At 70.1% G+C, this 19,032-nt stretch carries 28 protein-coding genes and 1 pseudogene; all 29 read left to right on the forward strand.

The window, feature by feature from the left end; all coding sequences use genetic code 11:
* The first annotated feature begins 69 nt into the window (after positions 1–69).
* The 29 genes and pseudogenes from AN218_RS00845 (at position 70) to AN218_RS00975 (ending at position 18,998) form a co-directional block, all read left to right on the forward strand.
* Positions 70–597, forward strand: a complete 528-nt coding sequence (locus tag AN218_RS00845) for a hypothetical protein (protein ID WP_141747386.1) — start codon at positions 70–72, stop codon at positions 595–597.
* Positions 598–913: 316 nt separating this feature from the next.
* The gene (locus tag AN218_RS00850; protein WP_070014497.1) at positions 914–1,735 is read left to right on the forward strand and encodes a hypothetical protein; all 822 of its coding nucleotides are present in this window, start codon (positions 914–916) and stop codon (positions 1,733–1,735) included.
* A gap of 110 nt (positions 1,736–1,845) precedes the next feature.
* Positions 1,846–2,187 carry a hypothetical protein gene (locus AN218_RS00855; RefSeq protein WP_070014498.1) on the forward strand — a complete coding sequence of 114 codons (342 nt, stop codon included), beginning with the start codon at positions 1,846–1,848 and terminating at the stop codon, positions 2,185–2,187.
* A 42-nt stretch (positions 2,188–2,229) separates the two neighbouring features.
* Complete coding sequence (locus tag AN218_RS37730) at positions 2,230–3,051, forward strand: NUDIX domain-containing protein (RefSeq protein ID WP_070014499.1); 822 nt, start codon at positions 2,230–2,232, stop codon at positions 3,049–3,051.
* Between the two features lie 208 nt (positions 3,052–3,259).
* Entirely contained in the window at positions 3,260–3,928 is a 669-nt protein-coding gene (locus AN218_RS00865) for a hypothetical protein (protein WP_070014500.1), read from the forward strand.
* The gene (locus AN218_RS00870; RefSeq protein ID WP_070014501.1) at positions 3,925–4,488 is read left to right on the forward strand and encodes an ASCH domain-containing protein; all 564 of its coding nucleotides are present in this window, start codon (positions 3,925–3,927) and stop codon (positions 4,486–4,488) included. Before AN218_RS00865 ends, AN218_RS00870 begins: the two co-directional genes overlap by 4 nt.
* On the forward strand, positions 4,485–4,775 hold the full coding sequence (locus tag AN218_RS00875; protein ID WP_070014502.1) for a hypothetical protein: 291 nt from the start codon (positions 4,485–4,487) through the stop codon (positions 4,773–4,775). Before AN218_RS00870 ends, AN218_RS00875 begins: the two co-directional genes overlap by 4 nt.
* A 309-nt stretch (positions 4,776–5,084) precedes the next feature.
* Positions 5,085–5,612 carry a hypothetical protein gene (locus AN218_RS00880; RefSeq protein WP_070014503.1) on the forward strand — a complete coding sequence of 176 codons (528 nt, stop codon included), beginning with the start codon at positions 5,085–5,087 and terminating at the stop codon, positions 5,610–5,612.
* A 347-nt stretch (positions 5,613–5,959) separates the two neighbouring features.
* A complete protein-coding gene (locus tag AN218_RS00885; RefSeq protein WP_070014504.1) occupies positions 5,960–7,489 on the forward strand; it encodes a hypothetical protein in 1,530 nt (509 codons plus the stop codon).
* 91 nt (positions 7,490–7,580) lie between these two features.
* Positions 7,581–8,231 (forward strand): hypothetical protein, encoded by a 651-nt coding sequence (locus AN218_RS00890; protein WP_070014505.1) that lies wholly within the window; start codon positions 7,581–7,583, stop codon positions 8,229–8,231.
* Positions 8,232–8,393: 162 nt separating this feature from the next.
* Entirely contained in the window at positions 8,394–9,161 is a 768-nt protein-coding gene (locus tag AN218_RS00895) for a hypothetical protein (RefSeq protein ID WP_070014506.1), read from the forward strand.
* Between the two features lie 65 nt (positions 9,162–9,226).
* Positions 9,227–9,403 (forward strand): hypothetical protein, encoded by a 177-nt coding sequence (locus AN218_RS36310; protein WP_171908552.1) that lies wholly within the window; start codon positions 9,227–9,229, stop codon positions 9,401–9,403.
* Complete coding sequence (locus AN218_RS00900; protein WP_070014507.1) at positions 9,400–9,738, forward strand: hypothetical protein; 339 nt, start codon at positions 9,400–9,402, stop codon at positions 9,736–9,738. The genes AN218_RS36310 and AN218_RS00900 overlap by 4 nt, the downstream gene beginning before the upstream one ends.
* A gap of 199 nt (positions 9,739–9,937) precedes the next feature.
* Positions 9,938–10,606 carry a transglycosylase SLT domain-containing protein gene (locus AN218_RS00905; RefSeq protein WP_070014508.1) on the forward strand — a complete coding sequence of 223 codons (669 nt, stop codon included), beginning with the start codon at positions 9,938–9,940 and terminating at the stop codon, positions 10,604–10,606.
* A 64-nt stretch (positions 10,607–10,670) separates the two neighbouring features.
* Positions 10,671–11,198 carry a hypothetical protein gene (locus AN218_RS00910; protein ID WP_070014509.1) on the forward strand — a complete coding sequence of 176 codons (528 nt, stop codon included), beginning with the start codon at positions 10,671–10,673 and terminating at the stop codon, positions 11,196–11,198.
* A 93-nt stretch (positions 11,199–11,291) separates the two neighbouring features.
* Complete coding sequence (locus AN218_RS36315) at positions 11,292–11,456, forward strand: hypothetical protein (protein ID WP_171908551.1); 165 nt, start codon at positions 11,292–11,294, stop codon at positions 11,454–11,456.
* A pseudogene (locus tag AN218_RS34010) lies at positions 11,452–11,622 on the forward strand (ABC transporter permease); the annotation flags it as partial. The gene AN218_RS36315 and the pseudogene AN218_RS34010, both read left to right, overlap by 5 nt.
* Positions 11,623–11,830: 208 nt before the next feature.
* Complete coding sequence (locus tag AN218_RS35900; protein WP_141747387.1) at positions 11,831–12,319, forward strand: hypothetical protein; 489 nt, start codon at positions 11,831–11,833, stop codon at positions 12,317–12,319.
* Between the two features lie 149 nt (positions 12,320–12,468).
* A complete protein-coding gene (locus AN218_RS00925) occupies positions 12,469–12,825 on the forward strand; it encodes a hypothetical protein (protein ID WP_070014512.1) in 357 nt (118 codons plus the stop codon).
* A 382-nt stretch (positions 12,826–13,207) separates the two neighbouring features.
* On the forward strand, positions 13,208–13,552 hold the full coding sequence (locus AN218_RS00930) for a hypothetical protein (protein ID WP_070014513.1): 345 nt from the start codon (positions 13,208–13,210) through the stop codon (positions 13,550–13,552).
* Positions 13,553–13,726: 174 nt separating this feature from the next.
* Positions 13,727–14,302, forward strand: coding sequence for a hypothetical protein (locus AN218_RS00935; RefSeq protein ID WP_070014514.1), 576 nt, complete (start codon positions 13,727–13,729; stop codon positions 14,300–14,302).
* Positions 14,302–14,943 carry a hypothetical protein gene (locus AN218_RS00940; RefSeq protein ID WP_070014515.1) on the forward strand — a complete coding sequence of 214 codons (642 nt, stop codon included), beginning with the start codon at positions 14,302–14,304 and terminating at the stop codon, positions 14,941–14,943. The genes AN218_RS00935 and AN218_RS00940 overlap by 1 nt, the downstream gene beginning before the upstream one ends.
* Positions 14,944–15,159: 216 nt before the next feature.
* Positions 15,160–15,933: a hypothetical protein gene (locus tag AN218_RS00945; protein ID WP_070014516.1), complete on the forward strand. Its 774-nt coding sequence runs from the start codon at positions 15,160–15,162 to the stop codon at positions 15,931–15,933.
* A 450-nt stretch (positions 15,934–16,383) separates the two neighbouring features.
* Positions 16,384–16,716: a hypothetical protein gene (locus AN218_RS00950; RefSeq protein ID WP_070014517.1), complete on the forward strand. Its 333-nt coding sequence runs from the start codon at positions 16,384–16,386 to the stop codon at positions 16,714–16,716.
* A gap of 167 nt (positions 16,717–16,883) precedes the next feature.
* Positions 16,884–17,258: a phiSA1p31-related protein gene (locus AN218_RS00955; RefSeq protein WP_070014518.1), complete on the forward strand. Its 375-nt coding sequence runs from the start codon at positions 16,884–16,886 to the stop codon at positions 17,256–17,258.
* Between the two features lie 196 nt (positions 17,259–17,454).
* Entirely contained in the window at positions 17,455–18,048 is a 594-nt protein-coding gene (locus AN218_RS00960) for a crossover junction endodeoxyribonuclease RuvC (protein WP_070014519.1), read from the forward strand.
* Between the two features lie 97 nt (positions 18,049–18,145).
* Positions 18,146–18,325, forward strand: coding sequence for a hypothetical protein (locus AN218_RS00965; protein ID WP_070014520.1), 180 nt, complete (start codon positions 18,146–18,148; stop codon positions 18,323–18,325).
* The gene (locus AN218_RS00970; protein WP_070014521.1) at positions 18,325–18,525 is read left to right on the forward strand and encodes a hypothetical protein; all 201 of its coding nucleotides are present in this window, start codon (positions 18,325–18,327) and stop codon (positions 18,523–18,525) included. The genes AN218_RS00965 and AN218_RS00970 overlap by 1 nt, the downstream gene beginning before the upstream one ends.
* 62 nt (positions 18,526–18,587) lie before the next feature.
* On the forward strand, positions 18,588–18,998 hold the full coding sequence (locus AN218_RS00975) for a hypothetical protein (RefSeq protein WP_070014522.1): 411 nt from the start codon (positions 18,588–18,590) through the stop codon (positions 18,996–18,998).
* Positions 18,999–19,032 lie beyond the last annotated feature (34 nt).

The following is a 19,032-nucleotide window of genomic DNA, read 5'->3' on the forward strand; positions in this document are numbered from 1 at the left end:
GGGCAGCCACAACGGCGCCCGCCCGCCGCGGATCCCCGTACGCGCCAGACCCCGCAGGGGACAGGAAGCATGATCAGCACAGGAGACCCCGTGGACCACCGCCTATCCCAGAAAACGCGACGGACCGTCGTCCGGAAGCTTCGCACCACCGGTGATCTTGCCGCGCCACTCACCGCCGTCGCGCTGTTCACGCTCGCCGCGGTCGTGGCCATCGACGACGGCATCCTGCACCGCGGCCCCCAGACGAGCCTCATGGACTTCATGCTCCGCAGCTTCGCCATCTGCGGTATCGGCATCGTCCTCCAGAAAGTGGCGATCTTCTCCGCCGACGTCATCGATACCGCCGAGAGCGAGGCGGCAGCCGACGCCGCGCTCGTCTTTCACCACCTACGCGAAGACCTCATCAACGGCGCTGACCCGGACCGCATCCGAGAGGCCCTGGCGAGCGCCAACGTCGGCAGCGCCTTCAGTGCTCTGACCGCCGACCTCGCGGCCCTGTACAGCCTCACCGGCGATGACGACTCCGCCGAGGAACTACGGAAGGCCACAGCGAAGCTCCGCGACGCCGACCAGGACATCGCCCTCCGCCGGTACTGACCAAAGCCGCCGAGCCCCGCCGCCGACCCGACGACCGCAGAGCTCCCAAGCAACCGTCACCCCACCTTGCCCCCCGAGGCCCCTGAACAACGCACGTACGGCAGTCGGCGGCGCATCCCCCGGGGGGATGTGACCGTCCATCGGCCGCGACGAGCACCCCCGGCCCGCAGGGCCGCCCGACACCGCTGTACGGCATCACCTGCCGGCTGAACCCGCCCGCTCTCCTTGCTGCTCCAGCGCAACACCGCGCTGGAGCAGCAAGGAGGCCGGACAGTCCGCAGCCAGCCCAGCCCTACAGGCCAAGGAGGCCCACCACGTGAAAGAGAAGATCCACTATGTGGCGACGACACCCGACGGCGCCATCCCCGACAGTGTCGCCGCCGGTACTCCGGTCAACCTCGCCGATCACGTCGGCGAGACGATCGAGCACCCGAACCCCGGCCGCGAGTGGTACGACGAGAGCGAGTTCTCCTACTTCCGCACCTACACCAGCATCGGGGAAGTCCTCGAACGCATCGACGACTGGCCGGTGCGGCTGTGGATCGTCGAACCGGTCGGGGAGACCGGCAACTGGTCGCCGCGCCACTACCCGTACTGGGTCCTCGCCCACAAGGTGCGCGTCGCAGAGGAGATCGAGCCCTGGCGGGCCCTTGGCCCCCGCGGGAACAAGGTGCTCGACTTCATCGATCGGCAGCTTCCCACGAAGGCCCGGCAGTGGATCAGCCGGTGGCAGGCCGACCCGCAGGGGATGCAGCAGCGCTTCACCGACTGGTACGAGGACCCCACGGAGGAGCGCAACAGCCTCGAGATGGCCCTGCGACACGTGGCCGAGAGGGCCCGTACCTCCCGCCGCGAAGCCGCACGCGACGTTGCCCGGAACCTCGCCGCGCGCGCGGCAGCCCAGGCCCTGTCGGACACCGGCGTAAACGACGGTCCTTACGAGGCCTACCGCGGCCGCGACACCTTCCTGGAATCCGTCATGCGATTCCGGCGCGACCAGAGCGACAGCGAGCGCCTCACGGACTACGTCACCGCCCGAGCCACCAGCCTCGCCGCCGCCATCCAGTTCCAGGACCGCCTCGAACTGCGCGAACTCCAGGCCCTCCGCGCCCCCGACCTTGAGAGCGCCGCTGCCTGAGCGGCCGGGCCGAGCACTTCCAGTCCACGGCGCGGCCTTCTTCGGCCGGGTCACACACGACCTGGCCGAAGGAGCCGCCTCCCGCCAAACCGAGAACCGAGAGAGACAGCATGCCGAACACCACTACTTCACGTCCGAGCCGGGCCGTCGTCCTGGCCGTCTCCACCGCACTGACGGCGCTCGCGTTGACCGCCGGGTGCAGCGGCCCCGACGACTGCGACGGCGCAGCCACCCCGAGCCGGCCCGCCACCAGCGAGATGGAACCCGCCGCCTTCACCAAGTCCGTCGGCGGCACCAGCGGCGGAGGCCGCAGCGGCAGCACGGGCCGCAGCAGCAAGACCGGCACGAGCGGCGGATTCCTCGGCGGCACCCACGGCATCCACCACTCCGGATCCCACCACGGGCACCACCACGGTCACAGCTACGACTTCGACGACGACTGCGACGACTGACGCCGACCGCGTACGCATCAACACCCCGAGGAGAACCGGCAGATGCTCCCTCACAACGAGCAACCCGACAGCGCCGTCGCCAAGACGGACATCGACCAGCACACCGTCGACGTCGTCCTGCTGACCGGCGACAACCCGGCGACCGGCGAAGGTCAGATCCTGCTGATCAGGCGGAAGTACGACCCGTTCAAGGGCTGTTCTGCCTTCCCCGGCGGCTACGTCGACCCGGAGGACCCCGACTACCGAGCGGCGGCCGCACGCGAGGTGTACGAGGAGACCGGGATCCGCCTCACGTACGCCGACCTGTGCGAGGTCGGCTACTACGACGCGAAGGGACGCGACCCCCGCGGCCACTTCGGCACCACCGTCTACGTCGCGCTCCTGCCGGAGCCGGAAACCCCGAGGGCCGGATCCGACGCCAACGACGCCCGGTGGATCCCACTGAAGAACCGGCCGCCGATGGCCTTCGACCACGCCGACATCCTCGACGACGTCCTCGTGCTCGTCGGGGAAGACCGGCTCACCGAGCACGAGGACGTCACCCGCGTCCTGTCGGCGCGCTTCCCCCAGGCCCGCTCCGACGACACCGGCAAGGTCTCCACCGCCGGATTCCAGGCCTCCCCGGCCCTGCCCGGCTCCGGCCTCGTACGGGTCGGCCACCGCTGCCCCTTCCCGACCGCCATGAACGGCCGGACGTTTCAAGAGAATGCCGAGGAGGAGCACGCCCGCGTCGCCGAGTACGCGGCCCTGCTCCGCGAACACGGCTGGACGGTCACGGAACTCGCCACCGACCAGGGGCGGCCCCGTCTCTTCGCCCACAAGAGCAGCCTGCATCCCAGCAGTTCGGAGGGCACCGACACCTGACGGACAGCCGAGGACACCAGCGGCACCACAGGGCCCCGCCGCAGCACACCGGCAGGGCCCAGCGGTCACGTGCGGGGATACCGCCCCGCCCGTCACACGTCCGGCAGGCCCCGGACCGCGGCCCGCGGCACCGAACACCCCACCACGGCGCCCGCCCCCAACTCCGGGCCGTACGGGGACGGATCCACGACCAGAGGAGAACAGGCAGATGCCCGAATGCACCCTGTGCGGACGCCCTGGCGCCACGCACATCAGCATCAACGACCTTCCGTACTGCAACCCGCAGTGCGAGGCCGCGGACAATCCGGCGCCGGAGCGGCTGCACCCCGAGACGGAGCACCTCGCCCGCGGAATCGCGGCTCGCGAGGCGGCCGAGCCCTTCCATCTGTCCGACTGCGAGGGCGAGTTGAAGGTGTGGTGGGAGTCCGTACTCCGCCACGTCACCCGCGACCCGAGCACCGGTGAGATCACCGGCTTCTCGCCGCCCTCCAGCTACCCGCCGGCCGCCCAGGTCATCGACATCGCACTCGACACCTGGGACCCCGGCGAGGTGGAGACCGACGACCAGCGCCGCGAACAGATCACCGACCTCGTCACCGCCCGCCGCCTCGTCGGCATGCTCCTCACCGAGATCGACGCCCTGCGCGCCGAGAAGGAAGGGCTGAGCGAGACCGCCCGCCTCTCCAACCAGACAGCAATAAAGGCCTGTGAGGAGCGTGACGCCCGCCCGCGCCGCTCCGCGGTGCTGCGCGAGATCGCGAAGGACGCCCGCCAGTGGGCGTCGTGCCAGATCGAGGACCTGGCGATGGGGCGGTACGCGGAAGAGCTGAACCAACGCGCCGAGGCGGCCAGCAGCCAGGAAGGCGGCAGCCGATGAACGCCGTAACCCACCTCAGCAAGGACGCCGCGGCGCTGCGCACGCTCCACCACGACGGCCTGCTCCAAGGCGAGGACGTACGGGCGCTCACCGTATGGCAGCCCTGGACATTCGCGATCGCCGAGGGCTTCAAGGCAACGGAGAACCGGACTCGCCGCACGCACTACCGGGGCCGCCTTCTTCTGCACTCCGGTCAGCGCCTCGACGAGCACGTGTCCATCGTGCGGTGGAGCCGCGACGCCGCGAGCCGACTCGACCAGCTCGGCGGCCGCAGCAACTTCTGGAACGCCCGTACTGCCATACCCAGCCGCTTCCACAGCCCGCCGCCAACGCTCGCCCTCAGCGCCGTCATCGCCGTCGCGACCCTCACCGACTGCCACCCGGCCGCCGCTGGCTGCTGCGCGCCATGGGGCGAACCCGGCGTCTTCCACTGGACGTTGAGCGACGTCGTCGCCCTCGACAAGCCGGTGCCCTGCCCGGGCCGGCAGGGCCTGTGGCGCCCGGACCGTGCGGTCGTGGACGCCGTCGCCGCGAACCTCCCCGGGGGAGCGGAGACTTGACCGGCAGTGAGGAGCCGTGCCGTGTACGGACGGGCCCGCCGCCGTGCCCCGAATGCGGTGCGGCCACCGGCCCCTTCACCGTCGCAGGCGAGGAGATCTGGCGCTGCACCGCCGACGACAGCCGGCGCCGTACGTACGGACTCCCCGACGGGGAGGACGACGAGAACCTCCCGCCCTACGAGGAGCACGGCATCGCCTACCACGGCACCGGCGACATCGACTGCGAGGCCACCGACGCCTTGCGGCACATCTACGAAGACGACGAGGGGAACGCCGACCTGGACTGACCGCCCGCCCACATGGCACCCCGCCCGGCGGCCCGCGTCACGAACCGAGGCGCGTCGCCGGGCCCCACCCGCAAGGCCGCTTCACCATCCCGCCGTACTCACCTTCCCGCTGCCGCATCCGCGGCCGCGGCCGACCGCAAGAGGGACCGGGCAGCAACCGCCCGGTCCCTCTCGTAACGAGAGGAAGACGAAGTGCACGAGCTCCACCCGCGGTTATCGCCGCACCTCCCCGAACCGGCATCGCCTCACCCGGCCTCCCAGGAACCACCGGAGCAGCCGATCAGTGTTCGCCCCTTGCACAGTCGGCCAATGGCCGCTGACTTCGGGGACCTGTTCGAGGCCGCCAACGAGCACATGGGCTACGAGGGCTCGGGCTGGTTCGGTTTTTCCGGCGCGCTCGTCAGCGGCGACGACGTCGCCGCCAACCTGGACGCGGCCCTGCGCCTGATGGCGCGAACAGGCTGGGACAAGTACGACCGGTGCGGCTTCGATTTGCCCGAATGGAACGATTCCTGGTCCGTACTCGGCGCCATCCGCGCCGTCTTCCGGGCGGTGCGGAACTACCTCACGGGGCCGATCACGCTGTACGGCGCTATCCAGGAGACCGGCACCCACGACACGGCAAAGGTGACCGCGACCTGTGTACGCGCCATCCTGAGCGCTGCCCAGGGAGCCACGTGCTACATGATGGACGCGTGGGCGGAGCGGTCCGACATCACAGCACGGCATGTCGAGGAACTGATAGAGATCACCAGCGAGTTCGCCCTACGCCGCAGCCCCGGCGGATTCACCTTCTCCCTCCCCGCCGCCCCGCACAACGGCCGCACCCCGTACTGACAACGCACCGAACGCGACCAGGCCTGGCACCGCTCCATCACTCAGGCCGGAGCCGCAGAAACCCGCATCTCACCTCGCCCGCGATCGTGACGCGTGTGCTGAAGGCAGCCTCCATGAGGGCTTCCCGACCTTACGAAGGCAACGGCGACCACCGGACCGCCCAGGGCCGTCGTACCGCCGACGGCACCTCGCCCACGGTCACGACTCAACACCAACCAGGCGCGCCCGTACGGGCCGTATCGGACCAGGTAACTCCCGCCTCCGGTACGGCCCCAACGCGCGCCACCCTTCACGATCCCGACGCGCTCACCCGGCCGCGGCCGCGAGAGAGAAGAGGACCCGCCACCATGCCGCCCAAGATCCGCCGCGAGAACTACCGACTCACCATCCACCCGGACATCAGCAAGCTGAAGGCCTCCCAACTCCTCGATCACGAAGCGATGGACGCGCTCCTGGAGGGCATCGCCCAGAGCATCACCCGCCACACGGACGGCATCGACCGCATCACCACGCACCACGACCAACGTGCCGCATGCGAGCACTGCGACGACGACTGGAAGGTGCTGACCGCCGCACAGACCGCGGACCCCGCCACCAGGGTCGACGCCCACTCGACCATCGGCGAGCCCCGCTGCTGCCGCACGGCACTCAACGAGTTCCGCGACACCCACCACATCCCCCGCCCCGGCACCCCGGATGCCCAGACCCCTGCGGAGCCGGGCACGGCCGCTCCGACGACTTGGGGCGTCGACCTCACCGGCGCGCACCGAGACCAACTCCACACCGTCTCCCGCTACCTCACCGCCCCCAACCCCGCGCTCGAAACCCTCGACGACCTCCGCGCCACCCTCGAACTCCGCCTCCGCGGAATCCCGGCCGGGACGGACAGCCCGCCGCCGCTGGTCCTCGTCATCGACCCGAAGGACACCGAGCGCCTCGACGCTCCCCGGTTCATCGAGTGGGTGACGAAGAAGGGCCCGTCCTGCTCGATCCGCGTCCTGCCCTGGGAGGAGTGGACCGCGGAGCACGAGCAGGACGGGCTGGCTCGGCCCGCCGACCAGGACACCAACCCGGTGCCGGCCGCGGTGTGGGCCATGGACACCACCGGAACCCACGACGGCGACGGCTTCGACTGGTACGTCAACGACTCCGCCGGCGCCGACTTGATGCTGACCACCGCCATCGACGTCCTCAACGACCGCACACGCGGCCTGCAGGAAGCACCGTTCCCCCACCTGCTGCTTGTCACCGACGAGTTGGACGGCACCGGCACCCGGCAGGAACGCGTTACGGCCCTGCTTCAACAGGGCGGGGTGTACGACATCCGCGTGCAGTCCTGGACCGACTGGAAAGCCGAACGCGCCACCCAGAAACAGACGGAGGACGAGCCGCAGCCGAAGCGGCAGGTCCGATCCCGCGCCGAAGCACTCGACGTCGGCCTGACGTGGCTGTATGGGACCGAGCAGCCCGCAGGCGCGTACGTCACACACCACGGCATCGTCGTCCACGCCGACGACAACCGGCACTACTCCTTCTCGCCGTCCGGAGCTGAGAACCTGCCCGTCGTCGTCGTGAACGTCACCCACGTCGAGTACGGAGACAACCTCAACGACCCGCCGAAGACGCCGCTCGATCCCGGTGAACTCGAAACGCTCGCCGACGAGTTGGCCGCTCGCGGCCACACCGTACGGGAGACGTGGAACGGGCACCCCGGCATCAGCGGCAGCGTCGGCCTCGCCGACGAAGCGCACCCGACCCTGCGCGCCGCCGTCGAGACATACCGCAAGGGGTGCCCGGCCCATCCCCGCGAAGGCGTCTTCTGCGCCTGCCCTGAGTGGCGGGCGGCATCCGACCGGGCTATCCGCCCGGGCCTCTGACTCGCCGTACGCCGCCCGGAGTCGGGCTGGCGTGGGTACCGACCTACGCCAGCCCGGTCTCAACGCACCGACTGCTGACAAGGGAGAGTTCATGTACAGAAGAGGCGACGAGTACCACCGCCACCCGCTCGATGGGCCCGTCCACGAGCACTTCGGCCTGTCCTACGCCAACTACCTCGTGGTGGAGCGGTCGTTGCTGCAGTCCATGCCGATCGAGTGGCAGGAGAGCTTCATTACCCGCCTCCGCGAGCTGGAGGAGGCCTTCGGGCACCGCCAGCGGGCCGAGGTGTTCGACGTCACCGCCGCGACCGAGCACGAAGCCAGCGACCTGACCGAGCCGCAGCGCCAGCAGCTCGGCATCACCACGGACTGGTACCGCGGAGAGCGGCCACCCGAACACCTCGACGGCGACGACCTCGCCGAGTGGCAGCACGAACACGAGAACCCGGACGGCCCGGTCTACTACGACCGCGACGGCCAGGAAATCGATGCCGACCACGTCGTGCTCCTCCCGGCCGAGGACCCGGTCCCTCCCTACAACCGCGGCCGCACCTACCTCCAGCCTGCCTACCCCGGCAGCGAGTTGTGCGGGGACGTGCTGAACATCGACGGCGTGGACCGCACCTGCGTCCGGCAGTTCGGTTTCCACGAGAAGTCCCGCCACGTCGACGCCGACGGCTTCTGGTGGCAGCAGGCGTACGGCCGTTTGAGCAACCGCGACGCGGTCACCGCCGGCCACTGACCCCGACCCGATCCCCGCCATGAGCCCCCGCGTACGCACACCCCGCGCGGGGGCTCACGGCTGACCGCGGCCGCTGCCGAAGAGCGTGAGCCGTACGGCGAACCGATCCGGGCCACACCGACCACACCGACCAGCCACCATGAAGCCCGCGGAGGACTACGCGTGAACCCCGCCCCCAGCACGGAAACCTGCTACATCGCCACCCGGCCCGACGGCGTCATCCCCGCCAGCGCCGCCGCCGGTACTCCCGTCAACCTCGCCGACCACATCGGCGAGACGATCGGACACCCCAACCCCGGACGCCGCTGGTACGACGACCCACCTTTCAGCCACTTCTGCCTCGTCACCGAACCCGGCGAAGCACTGGACGACCCCCAACAGTGGCCAGCGCGCCTGTTCATCGTCGAGTACCTCGGCATCGCCGGAGACGGCGATCCCCGCTTCTCCCCTCACCAGCGCTACGCCCACGCGATCCGGGTCGTGGAAGAGACCAACGAAGAGCTCGCCCTCGGCCCCAAGCCGCGGGGCCAGGAGACGCTCGACTACCTCAACAACGTCCTCCCCGGACAGGCAGCCCACTGGGCGCAGGCATGGATGGACAACCCGGACAGGATGGCGAAGGCCTTCAACGACTGGCGCCTGTCCAGCACTGCCGACCGGGCGCGTGGCATCGACGCGCAAACAGAAGCCGCACAGATCGCGCGCGCCACTCACCGCCGAGCCGCGCTGAACACCATGCTCCGCCTCGCCCGCGAGACCGCAGAGCACGCAGCACGAGACCACGGCGCCGACGACACCGCGGTCCACTTCGCCGGACGCTACGCCCGCAACACCATCACAGCCGTGCTCTTCGCGGACAGCCTCACGACGCCGTCGCGGAACGCGCTCCGCGGGGCCGGTCTCCACACCGACACATCGCCCACGCCCTGACCCGCCCCCGGGCCGGACTCAGTGCCCAACACGCCCGTCAGACCAGCAGATTCAAGAAGGACCACATGGGCGACGCAGAACGAAGCACCGAACGCATCGCGAAGGCCATCGAGGAGGCACGAGCCAAGGGCGACCCTTCTGAGGCCTCAGAAACCGTCTACGAGGAGTTCGAAGACCTCACGCCGAACGAGATCGGCGACGTACTGATCACCCTGACCCGCAACCACAACCTCGGCTGGTGACCGCGACGGTTTTCTTCCAGACCAAGCCCGCGCTCTTCGCAGAACCCGAAGGCGACGACCTGTGGCAGCACGAAGGCCACGTCGACGAGGCCACCATCAGGCAGCGACTCGCCGAACTGGACCTCACCAGAGCCGTCTACATCGCGCCCGGCACCCTCACCCACCGGTGGCAGCGCCCCGTAGCCCACGATCCCGAGGCCGACTACTGCGCCGGTGACCGCTGCGAGTGCCTCGAAAACGACGCCGGATGGTGGGCCCCGGCCCGCCCCGACGAGGAGGGCGCCACGCCCATCACCCTCGTCCGTCTCCGCCCCGTCGACCCCGACTGGGACTGAAGCCTCGCCAGGCCGCAAACCGGCAGACACCGCATCCCCGAACACCCCGGCCCGGGACGCCACAAGCGCCCGGGCCGACGCCATCCCACCCGCCCCCGCCTCGGAAACAAGCAAACAGCCCGAACACACAGCAGGACGCGCCCCCTTCACCTTCCACAGCTCAGGGACGCGCCCACCGGACCCCCGGAGGGGATCACGCATGAGCATAGAGACCGCCACCACGCGCGGCCAGGCCGGCCGAGCCCTCGCCGCCACCGCCCTCGCCGTCTCGATCTCGCTATCCACCGGCAGCAGCCCCGCCACCGCCGCCCAACCCGCCGACCACCACCCGGCCCCCGCGGCCACGGCCGACACCGCGCCCGCCCGCACCGGCATGGTCCGCGGCGTCACCATGACCTCCCGCTCCGAACTCACCGCCCGCCCCGCCCTCAGCGACGCCGCCAAGGCCGAGCGGACGAAGCCGGAAACCGAGGCCCTCAACGAGGCCCAGGCCGACGCCATCACCAAGGCCCGGGACGAGGCCCACAAGAACGCCACCCCGACCTACCCGAACAACCTCGACGGCTGGATACGCGAAGCCCTCGCGATCATGCACAAGGAGGGCATCCCCGGCTCGTACGACGGCATCAAGCGCAACATCATCCGCGAGTCCGGCGGCGACCCCAACGCCGTCAACAACTGGGACATCAACGCCCAGAACGGCGACCCCTCCCGAGGGCTCCTTCAGACCACGGGAAAGACGTTCGACCACTGGCACGTCCAGGGCACCTCGACGGACATCACCGACCCGGTCGGGAACATCGCCGCCGCCTGCAACTACGCGGCCGACGAGTACGGCTCGATCGACAACGTCAGCAGCGCGTACTAACCCCCCGCCTCACGGCGCGACCGTAATCGCGACAACACCGACAGAGGCGGGGACGACACAACCCGTGCCGCAGTCGAGCTGCCACATCCGTACCGGGTGCGGCAGCTCCATCGGCCGCACGGCCAGCAACGCCGCCACGCGCTGCATCCGAACCACCGGGCGTGGGGCGCTGCACTTCGCCCGTACGGACAACGCGAAGGAGGAGAAGAACGTGATCGGACGCCGCTTCGTGACCCGCCGCCAACTGCAAGAGGAGGTGAATCAAGCCCGGAGCATCGCTGTTGCTCTGGAGCAGCAGCTCGCTCTGGCTCGGGAGTTCCGAGTGCCGTTGCCGAACCAGGTCGGCGGATACGGCGAGATCACCGTGGAGAAGGACCCCGGCCTCAACCTCTGGGCCGTCACCGACGGCGCCTTCAGTGGCAAACGCGCCTGGGTCGACGGCTTCTGGCAGCACCTCACCGACATCGGCCGCACGGCCGCCTACACCCACCCGCTCGACGAAGCACTGGAACTCGCCTACCAGGTCGCGGAATTCGAGGGCGCCGTCTACGAAACCGAGGTCCGCGTCGGACAACGACCCGACGCGGACTGACTCTCGATACTGGTGGGCGACCCCGAGCCATCCCCGCCACCCGACCCGGGTCGCGGCCGATCAGCCCAGCACACGACGGCTAGGAGAAATGCCATGGCAGCCGAACCGAAGGTCAGTGACATCAAAAAGTACGGCCTGTGCGACTTCGGAGAGGACATCGCCCACGGCGCGGGGTGCATCAAGGCAGCCGGCCACGTCGATCGCGGCGACCCTGCCCACTGCGTCACCCCCGGGGACCTCCCCGAAGAGAACTGGTAGTCCGACCGCGGTGTTCGGGGACCGGGCGCCCGACCCCGCCACCGCCGCTCAACTCCGTGTCCGCTTCCACCTCGACAGAGCGCTGGGGCTCCAGTACCTGCTGTACATGGGCGACATCTTCACCGGCGACTTCGGCACGGCCTTCAACGAGCAGCTCGTCACCGAGTAGATGGTCAGGGCCTTACCCGTCACGCTGCGGCTCGCCCTGATCGCGGTGATCATCCGGGCGAGCCGAACTCGCCGGGCAGTTGCCCCCCTGCGATATCGCTTCGCGAACCTGACCCCAGGGACCATTGAGTACGCAGGGAGCGCCCACATTCGGGCGCTCCCTGCGTACGCAGCGGTCTGATCAGTCCGCCATGAAGGAGAGATACATGCCGAACGAACGAGGAGAACAACCTCCCGAAGCGGCCGTCGCCGACAGGGTGCGCGCTCTTGTCACCCCGCCGCAGACCGCACCCACTCGCGACCATGCCGCAGTCTGGCTCGACGACCAGGGTGGTGTATGGGCCGACTACCCGACCGAGCCGCCGGGTGACGGCTTACTGCCGATGGTGTGGGCCCATGACGACCGTCCCATCACCCGCAGCGAGTTGGAGGCGCGGGGTTGGACGCTGACTCCCATCGCCCACTGCCTGACCGGCTCGCTCTCCACCCTCCGTGCGCCAGCAGCGGACGCAGCCTCCGAGTACACCACCGTGTGGCTCGACAACGAAGGCGACGTCTGGGCCGACTACCCGACCCCGGGTCCGGAGGAGAACCAACTCCGCTCTCTCGTGTGGGCGTCCGAACAGGCTGAACCCCGACGCGATCTCGAAGACCGGCACGGCTACACCTTCATCTGCATCGGCTGGAGCCGCTGAGCCTGAGCTGACGGGCAGGCACCCCCGCCGGGGAGCCCCAGGCGAGTCTCGCGTACCGGGAACTCCGCTCAGTAAGGCGACCCTGTACGACCGCCGTTCACCGGGCGCCTACGCCCGCACTTCCACCACCGCTACCGAGGAGGAGTCCTGTGCCCTCCAGCAGCACCGGCCCGTCCACGCCACTGACCCAAGAACGCAAGCAGGAGATCCGCGACCACCTCGAAACGACGACCAACTGGTCCCTCGGGAACCTTGCCGCCCGCGACCTGCTCGCGGAACTCGACCGGATCAACGCCGAGTTGAACGCCCGGCCGACGGGCGTCGAGTACGCGGTCCGCGTCAACGGCGCGGTCATGAACATCGTCACCAGCCACGGCCACGACGATCTCGAAGAGATGCGCGACGAGACCGAAGCTCGCACCGGGCGGTACTCGGATGCGTGGCCGGACGCCGAAATGGTGCAGCGCACCGCCTACTACGGGCCCTGGACCGCCACCGAGCGGTGAGCCGCCGAAAGCCCCCAGCCCAACTGGTCCCACCTCCACGACCAGCCCCTGCGCCGGGCCAGGAGCGCCACCGGAACCCGTCGAGAACTGGCGGACGTTGAGATGCCCGCCCGCGTTGGCAACCGATTCGACTCAGCCGCCACGGCCCTGCACCGCGGCGGCAAGAAGATCGCAGGAGAGAAGCGCCCGTATCGCCGTCTCTCTCCCCCCACCACGGCCCTCTTCGCCACCGTCCGCGACCGGCACCGCTGAGAGCGAGACGCCGCCGCATCCCGTGCCGTAGTCGAGCCGCCCCATCCATACCGGGTGCAGCGGCTCGACTACGACACGTCCGGACAGCGCCCCGACGCGCTGCAACAGACAACAACCCGAAGGAGAAGACGTGACCCGCATCGCGGAGCCTGAGATGGAAGACACCCACTACGGGGTCGCCGTCTCCTATTGCAGCGAAGACCTCGACAACATGCTCGCGCTCGGTCACCACGACGCCCGCCGCGCCCTGGCCGCCTTCAACCGGCATGCACGAACCCTGGCTGGACTGGCCAACCTCGCCAACGACTACAGCGCCGATGCCGACGACTGGTTTTCCCAGATCCAGCCCAAGTGGGCGACCTTCCGCACGCCCGACCCGCACAACGACTGGGAAGACCCGGCCTCTTGGTGGATCGCCGAGTGGTGCGACCCCGAGACGCCCGGCGCGCAGCCCGTGACGCTGCTCGCCACCTGACTCTCAACGCCGGCGAGTGAACGAGAGTCAGCCCCTGGCCCGACCCGGGCCAGGGGCGATCACTCCAGCGCACGTCACGGAATAGCCGCAATCGAATGCCCCACCCTGTGGCAGCACCCAGCGATGACCACCTCACCGGCCCCGAGCCCCCTGGCTGAAGCAGGAGAACGCCGTATGGCAAAGGAAGACGGGCGGCGGCTCGTCGACGCTCGGCACACCATCGAGCGTCGACGCGCAGACGTCCGCGCATCCCGCGAGTCCGAGCGAATCCTTCAGCGGCAGATCGACGAGCAGGCGAAAGAGATTGACCGCTTCCGCACTGCGCGACAAGAAGAGGCGCAGGCATACGTCGCTCTCCACGAAGAGCACGCCGAGGAAGTCGACCGCCTGCGCGCCGAGTTGGCGGCCCGCCCCGCTATCCCTGCGTGGGAAGCGATGTACGAACCGGGCAACGTCTCCGACTACCTGATCGGCTACACCAACGACGAAGCCACCGCGAAGGCCGCCGCCGAAACGTGGATCCGGTCGCAGTCTGAGGTGACCGGTCGTCTGGAATGGGAGCCCGACGCTCCGCTGTCTAGCTACGACCAGGAATGGAAGCTGGTCCAGCGGCACGACGACGGCATCGACACGGGGCCAGGCATCTTCGTCCGCCAGCGTGCCGCCGACGCCGCCGAGCGGGACGCCGCCGGGAAGGACACCCCCACCGGGGCGAGTTCACCCGCAGCCGCGGATGGAAGGAGCGTCTGATGAGGCACCGGGGGAGTACCAGAGGCCGCGTCCTGTGCCGCAACGGCCAGGGCGTGGAGTTCACGTACAAGAAGGGCGGCTCCCTCAGCCTCCCCGGCACCGGATACCGCGTGAAGACCAGCACATTCCACCCGTTCTTCGACGAGTACATCGGGGACGCCCCGACGAACGGACCGCTCGTCCGCACCATCGGAGGCGGCCGGTACACGCACATCACCGCCGCCGGTCGCCAGCACGGGCAACGGCCCGAAGGAGAAGACGTGATCGGACGCCGCTTCGTATCCCGCCGCCAACTGCAAGAGGAGGTGGACCAAGCCCGCCGCGTAGCCGTTGCTCTGGAGCAGCAGCTTGCCCTGGCCCGGGAGTTTCGAGTGCCGCTGCCGAACCAGGTCGGCGGATACGGCGAGATCACCGTGGAGAAGGACCCCGGCCTCCGCCTCTGGGCCGTTACCGACGGTGCTCTCAGCGGCAAGCGCGCCTGGGTCGACGGCGACTGGCAACGCCTCACCGACATCGGCCGCCCGGCCGCCTACACCCACCCGCTCGACGAGGCACTGGAACTCGCCCACCAGGTCGCGGAGTTCGAGGGCGCCGCCTACGAAGCCCAGGTCCGCGTCGGGCAACGCCCCGACGCGGACTGACTCTCGATTCTGGCGAGCGAACGCGAGCCAGCACCCGGGCCGCGGCCGATCAACCCAGCACACGAGGGAACTGGTAACCCGCCTACCTCGAACCCGGACTCCGTGAGGGCTCACCGGGAACCGGAGCGGTCACCAGCGATGCCTTACCCGACCGACCGTGGCAACGAGCAACCGTCCAACGGCCGGAGACACCCCCTGACGACGAGGAGAACGCCTATGGCAGCCGAACCCGACCAGGCAGAGCGCGACGAGCCCTCAGCCGAGCAGGAGCCCTACCGCGACGACGTACGCCGACCGCTTGTAGCCCACGGGTGGCAGGAGAACGAGGAAGGGGCCCTGGTCGCACCGAACGGCGCATCTTGGACCGAGGTCAGCGACTGCCTCGACTCCGGCGTGGACAGCCCGGATCACGCATGGTCGATCCCCTTCGACAGCGGCGTCCCCGCAGAGCCGATCGTGGCCGCCGTACTCGCCGCGGGCGGGATCGACGTACCCGCGCTCCTCACCGAAATGCAGAAGCTACGAGACCGTGTTGCCGAACTGACCGAGCAGCGCGACGACCTGCTCGCCGACGACGCGCGCGCCGAGCAGGAGAGGAACGAACAGCCCGACAGTGCCCAGGCGTTGCGCTGGGAGAACTCCGAACTGCGCGACGCCGTACGCAGCGCCCGCGCCAAGGCGCTGAGCGAGGCGAAAGCCGAGACCGTCGCCTGGCTGGCCAAGAAGGCCGCGGAGCAGCGCGCGCTCGGCGGCAAACAGCACGCGGCAGAGGCCGACGTGATCGACAAGCTGGCCGACAAGGCCAGCAGGGGAGCGGTCCGCCTCTTCCTGGAGGCCACCAACGAAGCGGCCACGGCGACGTGTTCCGCCGCGCTGCTGCCGCAGGGCTCCGCTCCGGCCGAGCCCTGCGTCGTGACCGGCCCGCACAAGGATCACCGCACGGCCGCCGGTGAGACCTGGACCGACGACGATCTGGAGCCCTTCGACTGAACCCTGGCCCCCGGCGCGGCGCGTTGAGTCGCGTACCGCCCGGCGGTCGCCGCCGCCGGCACACCTGCCGGCCTGTCCCATCAGCCCTGCGCGAAGCCCCCTTCTGGCACAGCCGTGCCGAGGGGGCTTCGCGCTGTCTCCCGACCCTCACCCGACGCGACCCCGCCCACCAGGACGACGGAAGGACCACAGCACCGTGCCCGACGCTCAGCTCAACGCCCAGGAGAAGAAGAAGCCGAAGACGCAGGAGCCCGCGTCCGTCGAGGACGCGGCGCCGACCGACGGCCAGGCCACCTGACCCAGCAGACCACCGCCACGACCACTANCGCGTCGGCACCCGCCGAACCCGGGTGCCGACGCGCTGGCACTCCCGAAGCCTCACCGACCCCGCCCTGCACAGCCGGGGCGGATCCACCCATCGCTCACCCGCAACCGAGAGATGAGAGGCACATGGCATCCAACAACCGAACCGGCCCGACCACGAGCAGCCGCCTGTCGCCGCGCAGTATCCGCAGCCTCGTCGCCGCGACCTACGACGGCGTACCCGTCGTCCTCGAAGACGACGGCGACTGGCTCCTCACCCACAACGAACCCCGCGCCCGTGCCGCGCTCGACCGCTTCTACCGCGAGCACTTCGACAGGACCCTCGACGCCCACTGGGACGGGCACGTCCCCCAGCCCCGCCGCGGCTGGCTGCGCCCCGTAGGCGACCCCGACCACCCGTGGCGCGAGACCACCGCCGACCATCCCGAGGCGTACCCGGCTCTCTACATCGGGGACTGACCAGCCCCGCGGGGAGCGGCGAACTCCGCCCGCGCCAGAACCGCTTCCGGCCGCAGCCGTACGGCCGCGCGGTCCCCGCCATCACCGAGCGCACCCCCGGCGCCCCGGCAGGGGCAGCCGTGCCCACGCAGCACAGCCCGACATTCCTGAGCAGGAAGGACCCCTGTATGCCCGACGCCCGGCCCGCGAGCCGGATCCTCGCTTTCCCCCGTGCTCTCCGGCAGACCCGCACGAGCACCCCGTCCGGCCCGGCCGCTCCTCTCCTTCGGCTCCCTGCGGCCCCGGAGCACCTCGAGACCGGCGAGCTCCGCGAGCACGCCGACGGCCGCCGCGGCACCGAGTGGACCAGCGTCGCCGGCCGCCGCTTCGACCTGACCGTCTCCTGGGCGGACGAGCACAATCGCGTCTGGACGCCGACCGGCCGCTGGGATCAGGGCGTTCCGATGATGAGCAGCCCCGAGGCGGAGGTCGACGAGCCGCTCAACGTCATCGACGCCGCGTACGGCCCGCTCCGCGAGCACCGCGCAGGTGACGGCCTGTGAACACGCCGCTCCTCGCCGCCGGGGCAGTCGTCACCGTGACCGCCATCCGCGCCATCACCTGGTCCGTACGGCCGCCCTCTCCGCGCAAGGCCGCCCGCCAAACTGCCACCGGCAGCGGACACGAGGCGCACCATCGCGCTCCAGACGGCGGCGCTTTACCTACTCGCGTCGCCAACCTCACCGCGGCAGGTGACCGGTGACGCTCCCGGCCCTCTCCACCCCCGACCGTCCTCTCGTCGTACCGACCACGCCACGACAGGCATCAGGTCTGCGCGTCCTCGGACTCGACCTGTCGATCACCTCCACCGGCATCGCGCTCCCGACGGGCGCCACCTGCCGGATCAAGACCCGGACCCGAGACGCCGACCGCCGCCTGTGCATCATCCGCGACCACCTCCGCCGCATCCTCACCGAGCACCAGCCCCACTGCGCCGTGATCGAGGACCTGCCCACGAAGATGCGGCCCACCGCCGTCAAAGGCGTCGGAGCACTGCACGGCGTCGTCAAGGCCGAACTCCTCGACGCCGGCGTGCCGTACGCCATGGTCGCCCCGGCGACCCTCAAGTCCTACGCCTGCGACCACGGTCGCGCCGAGAAGCACCAACTCGCCGACGCCGCCTACCTCGCCGCCGGCGCCACGTTTCCCGACGACCGCGGCGGCGACCAGTGCGACGCCTGGTGGCTCCGCGCCGCAGCGCACCACCACTACGACCGGCCCCTCTTCGACCTTCCCGCCGCGCAGCGGGCGCGGCTCCGCAAGGTCGACTGGCCGGCCATCACCATCCCCTGACCCCGGCCGCCGCGCGCCGGCACCGACGCTCCGCCCGGGTCCGCACCACGGGCCCGGCGTCCGCACCGCCCCTTCCCCATACGACAGGAGAGCAGCTATGCCCAAGAACCAGCCCGCGCCTCGCCCCAGCACCTCCGGCGCTGCACGCCGCTTGCGAAGCGAGGCGGCCGATGGGGCCACCGATTTCGAGGTCCTGGGCGCACTCAACGGCAACACCGGCGACACCGAGCAGGGAGAATCCGACCAGAACCGCCAGAGCTCGAAGGGAAACCGCTGATGAAGCACTTCCTCGTAGGCGCCGCTCTCGGACTGCTCGCGGCCGGCATCACCTACGCCATCTCGCCGACGCCGTGGTGGTGGACTGTCGGCATGATCGTCGCCGGAGGGATCTGGCTCCGGAAACTCCCCACAGCCGAGGAGTTCGTCCGCTCCTGGCGCGCCGACCGCGACCACGCCGTCACCCCCGAGCGCAGGTGATCCCGGCAAACGGATACCGCGGACGCGACGAGCGCACCGCCTGCGACGCGATGAGAGGAGCCATGAACGCACCACCCCAGAAACCCCACCCAGTACCCGCCCACATCCCCGCCCACCTCCACGACGCCTTCGCCTGGACGAAGGGCGGCGAACTCCCCGAGCACTGCCCGTACCAGATCGGCGACGCCGTCAAGATCCACGGCTTCCCCGGCCACCCCGACCCCGGTTTCGGCCGTACGGGCTTCCGCGGCTGGGTCGTCGGAACCGTCGGCGCCACGATCCTCACCGGCATCACGACCGCCGGCGAGGAGTGGTGGGAGGAATGGGGCCGCCTGGAGCCCGCCGACGCACCGGTGAAGCTCTCCCGCTGGTGCACCTGCTGCGCCGACCACCGGCGAGCTGCCCGAGAGGCCGCGCTCGCCCGCCAGACCGCCCGCGGGGAGCAACTCGGCCTCTTCACCAGGGTCGCCTGAGCCCCGTTCCACACCCCGCCCCCGGTCGACTCCC

Source organism: Streptomyces nanshensis, from assembly GCF_001751255.1.
GTDB classification, from domain to species: domain Bacteria; phylum Actinomycetota; class Actinomycetes; order Streptomycetales; family Streptomycetaceae; genus Streptomyces; species Streptomyces nanshensis_A.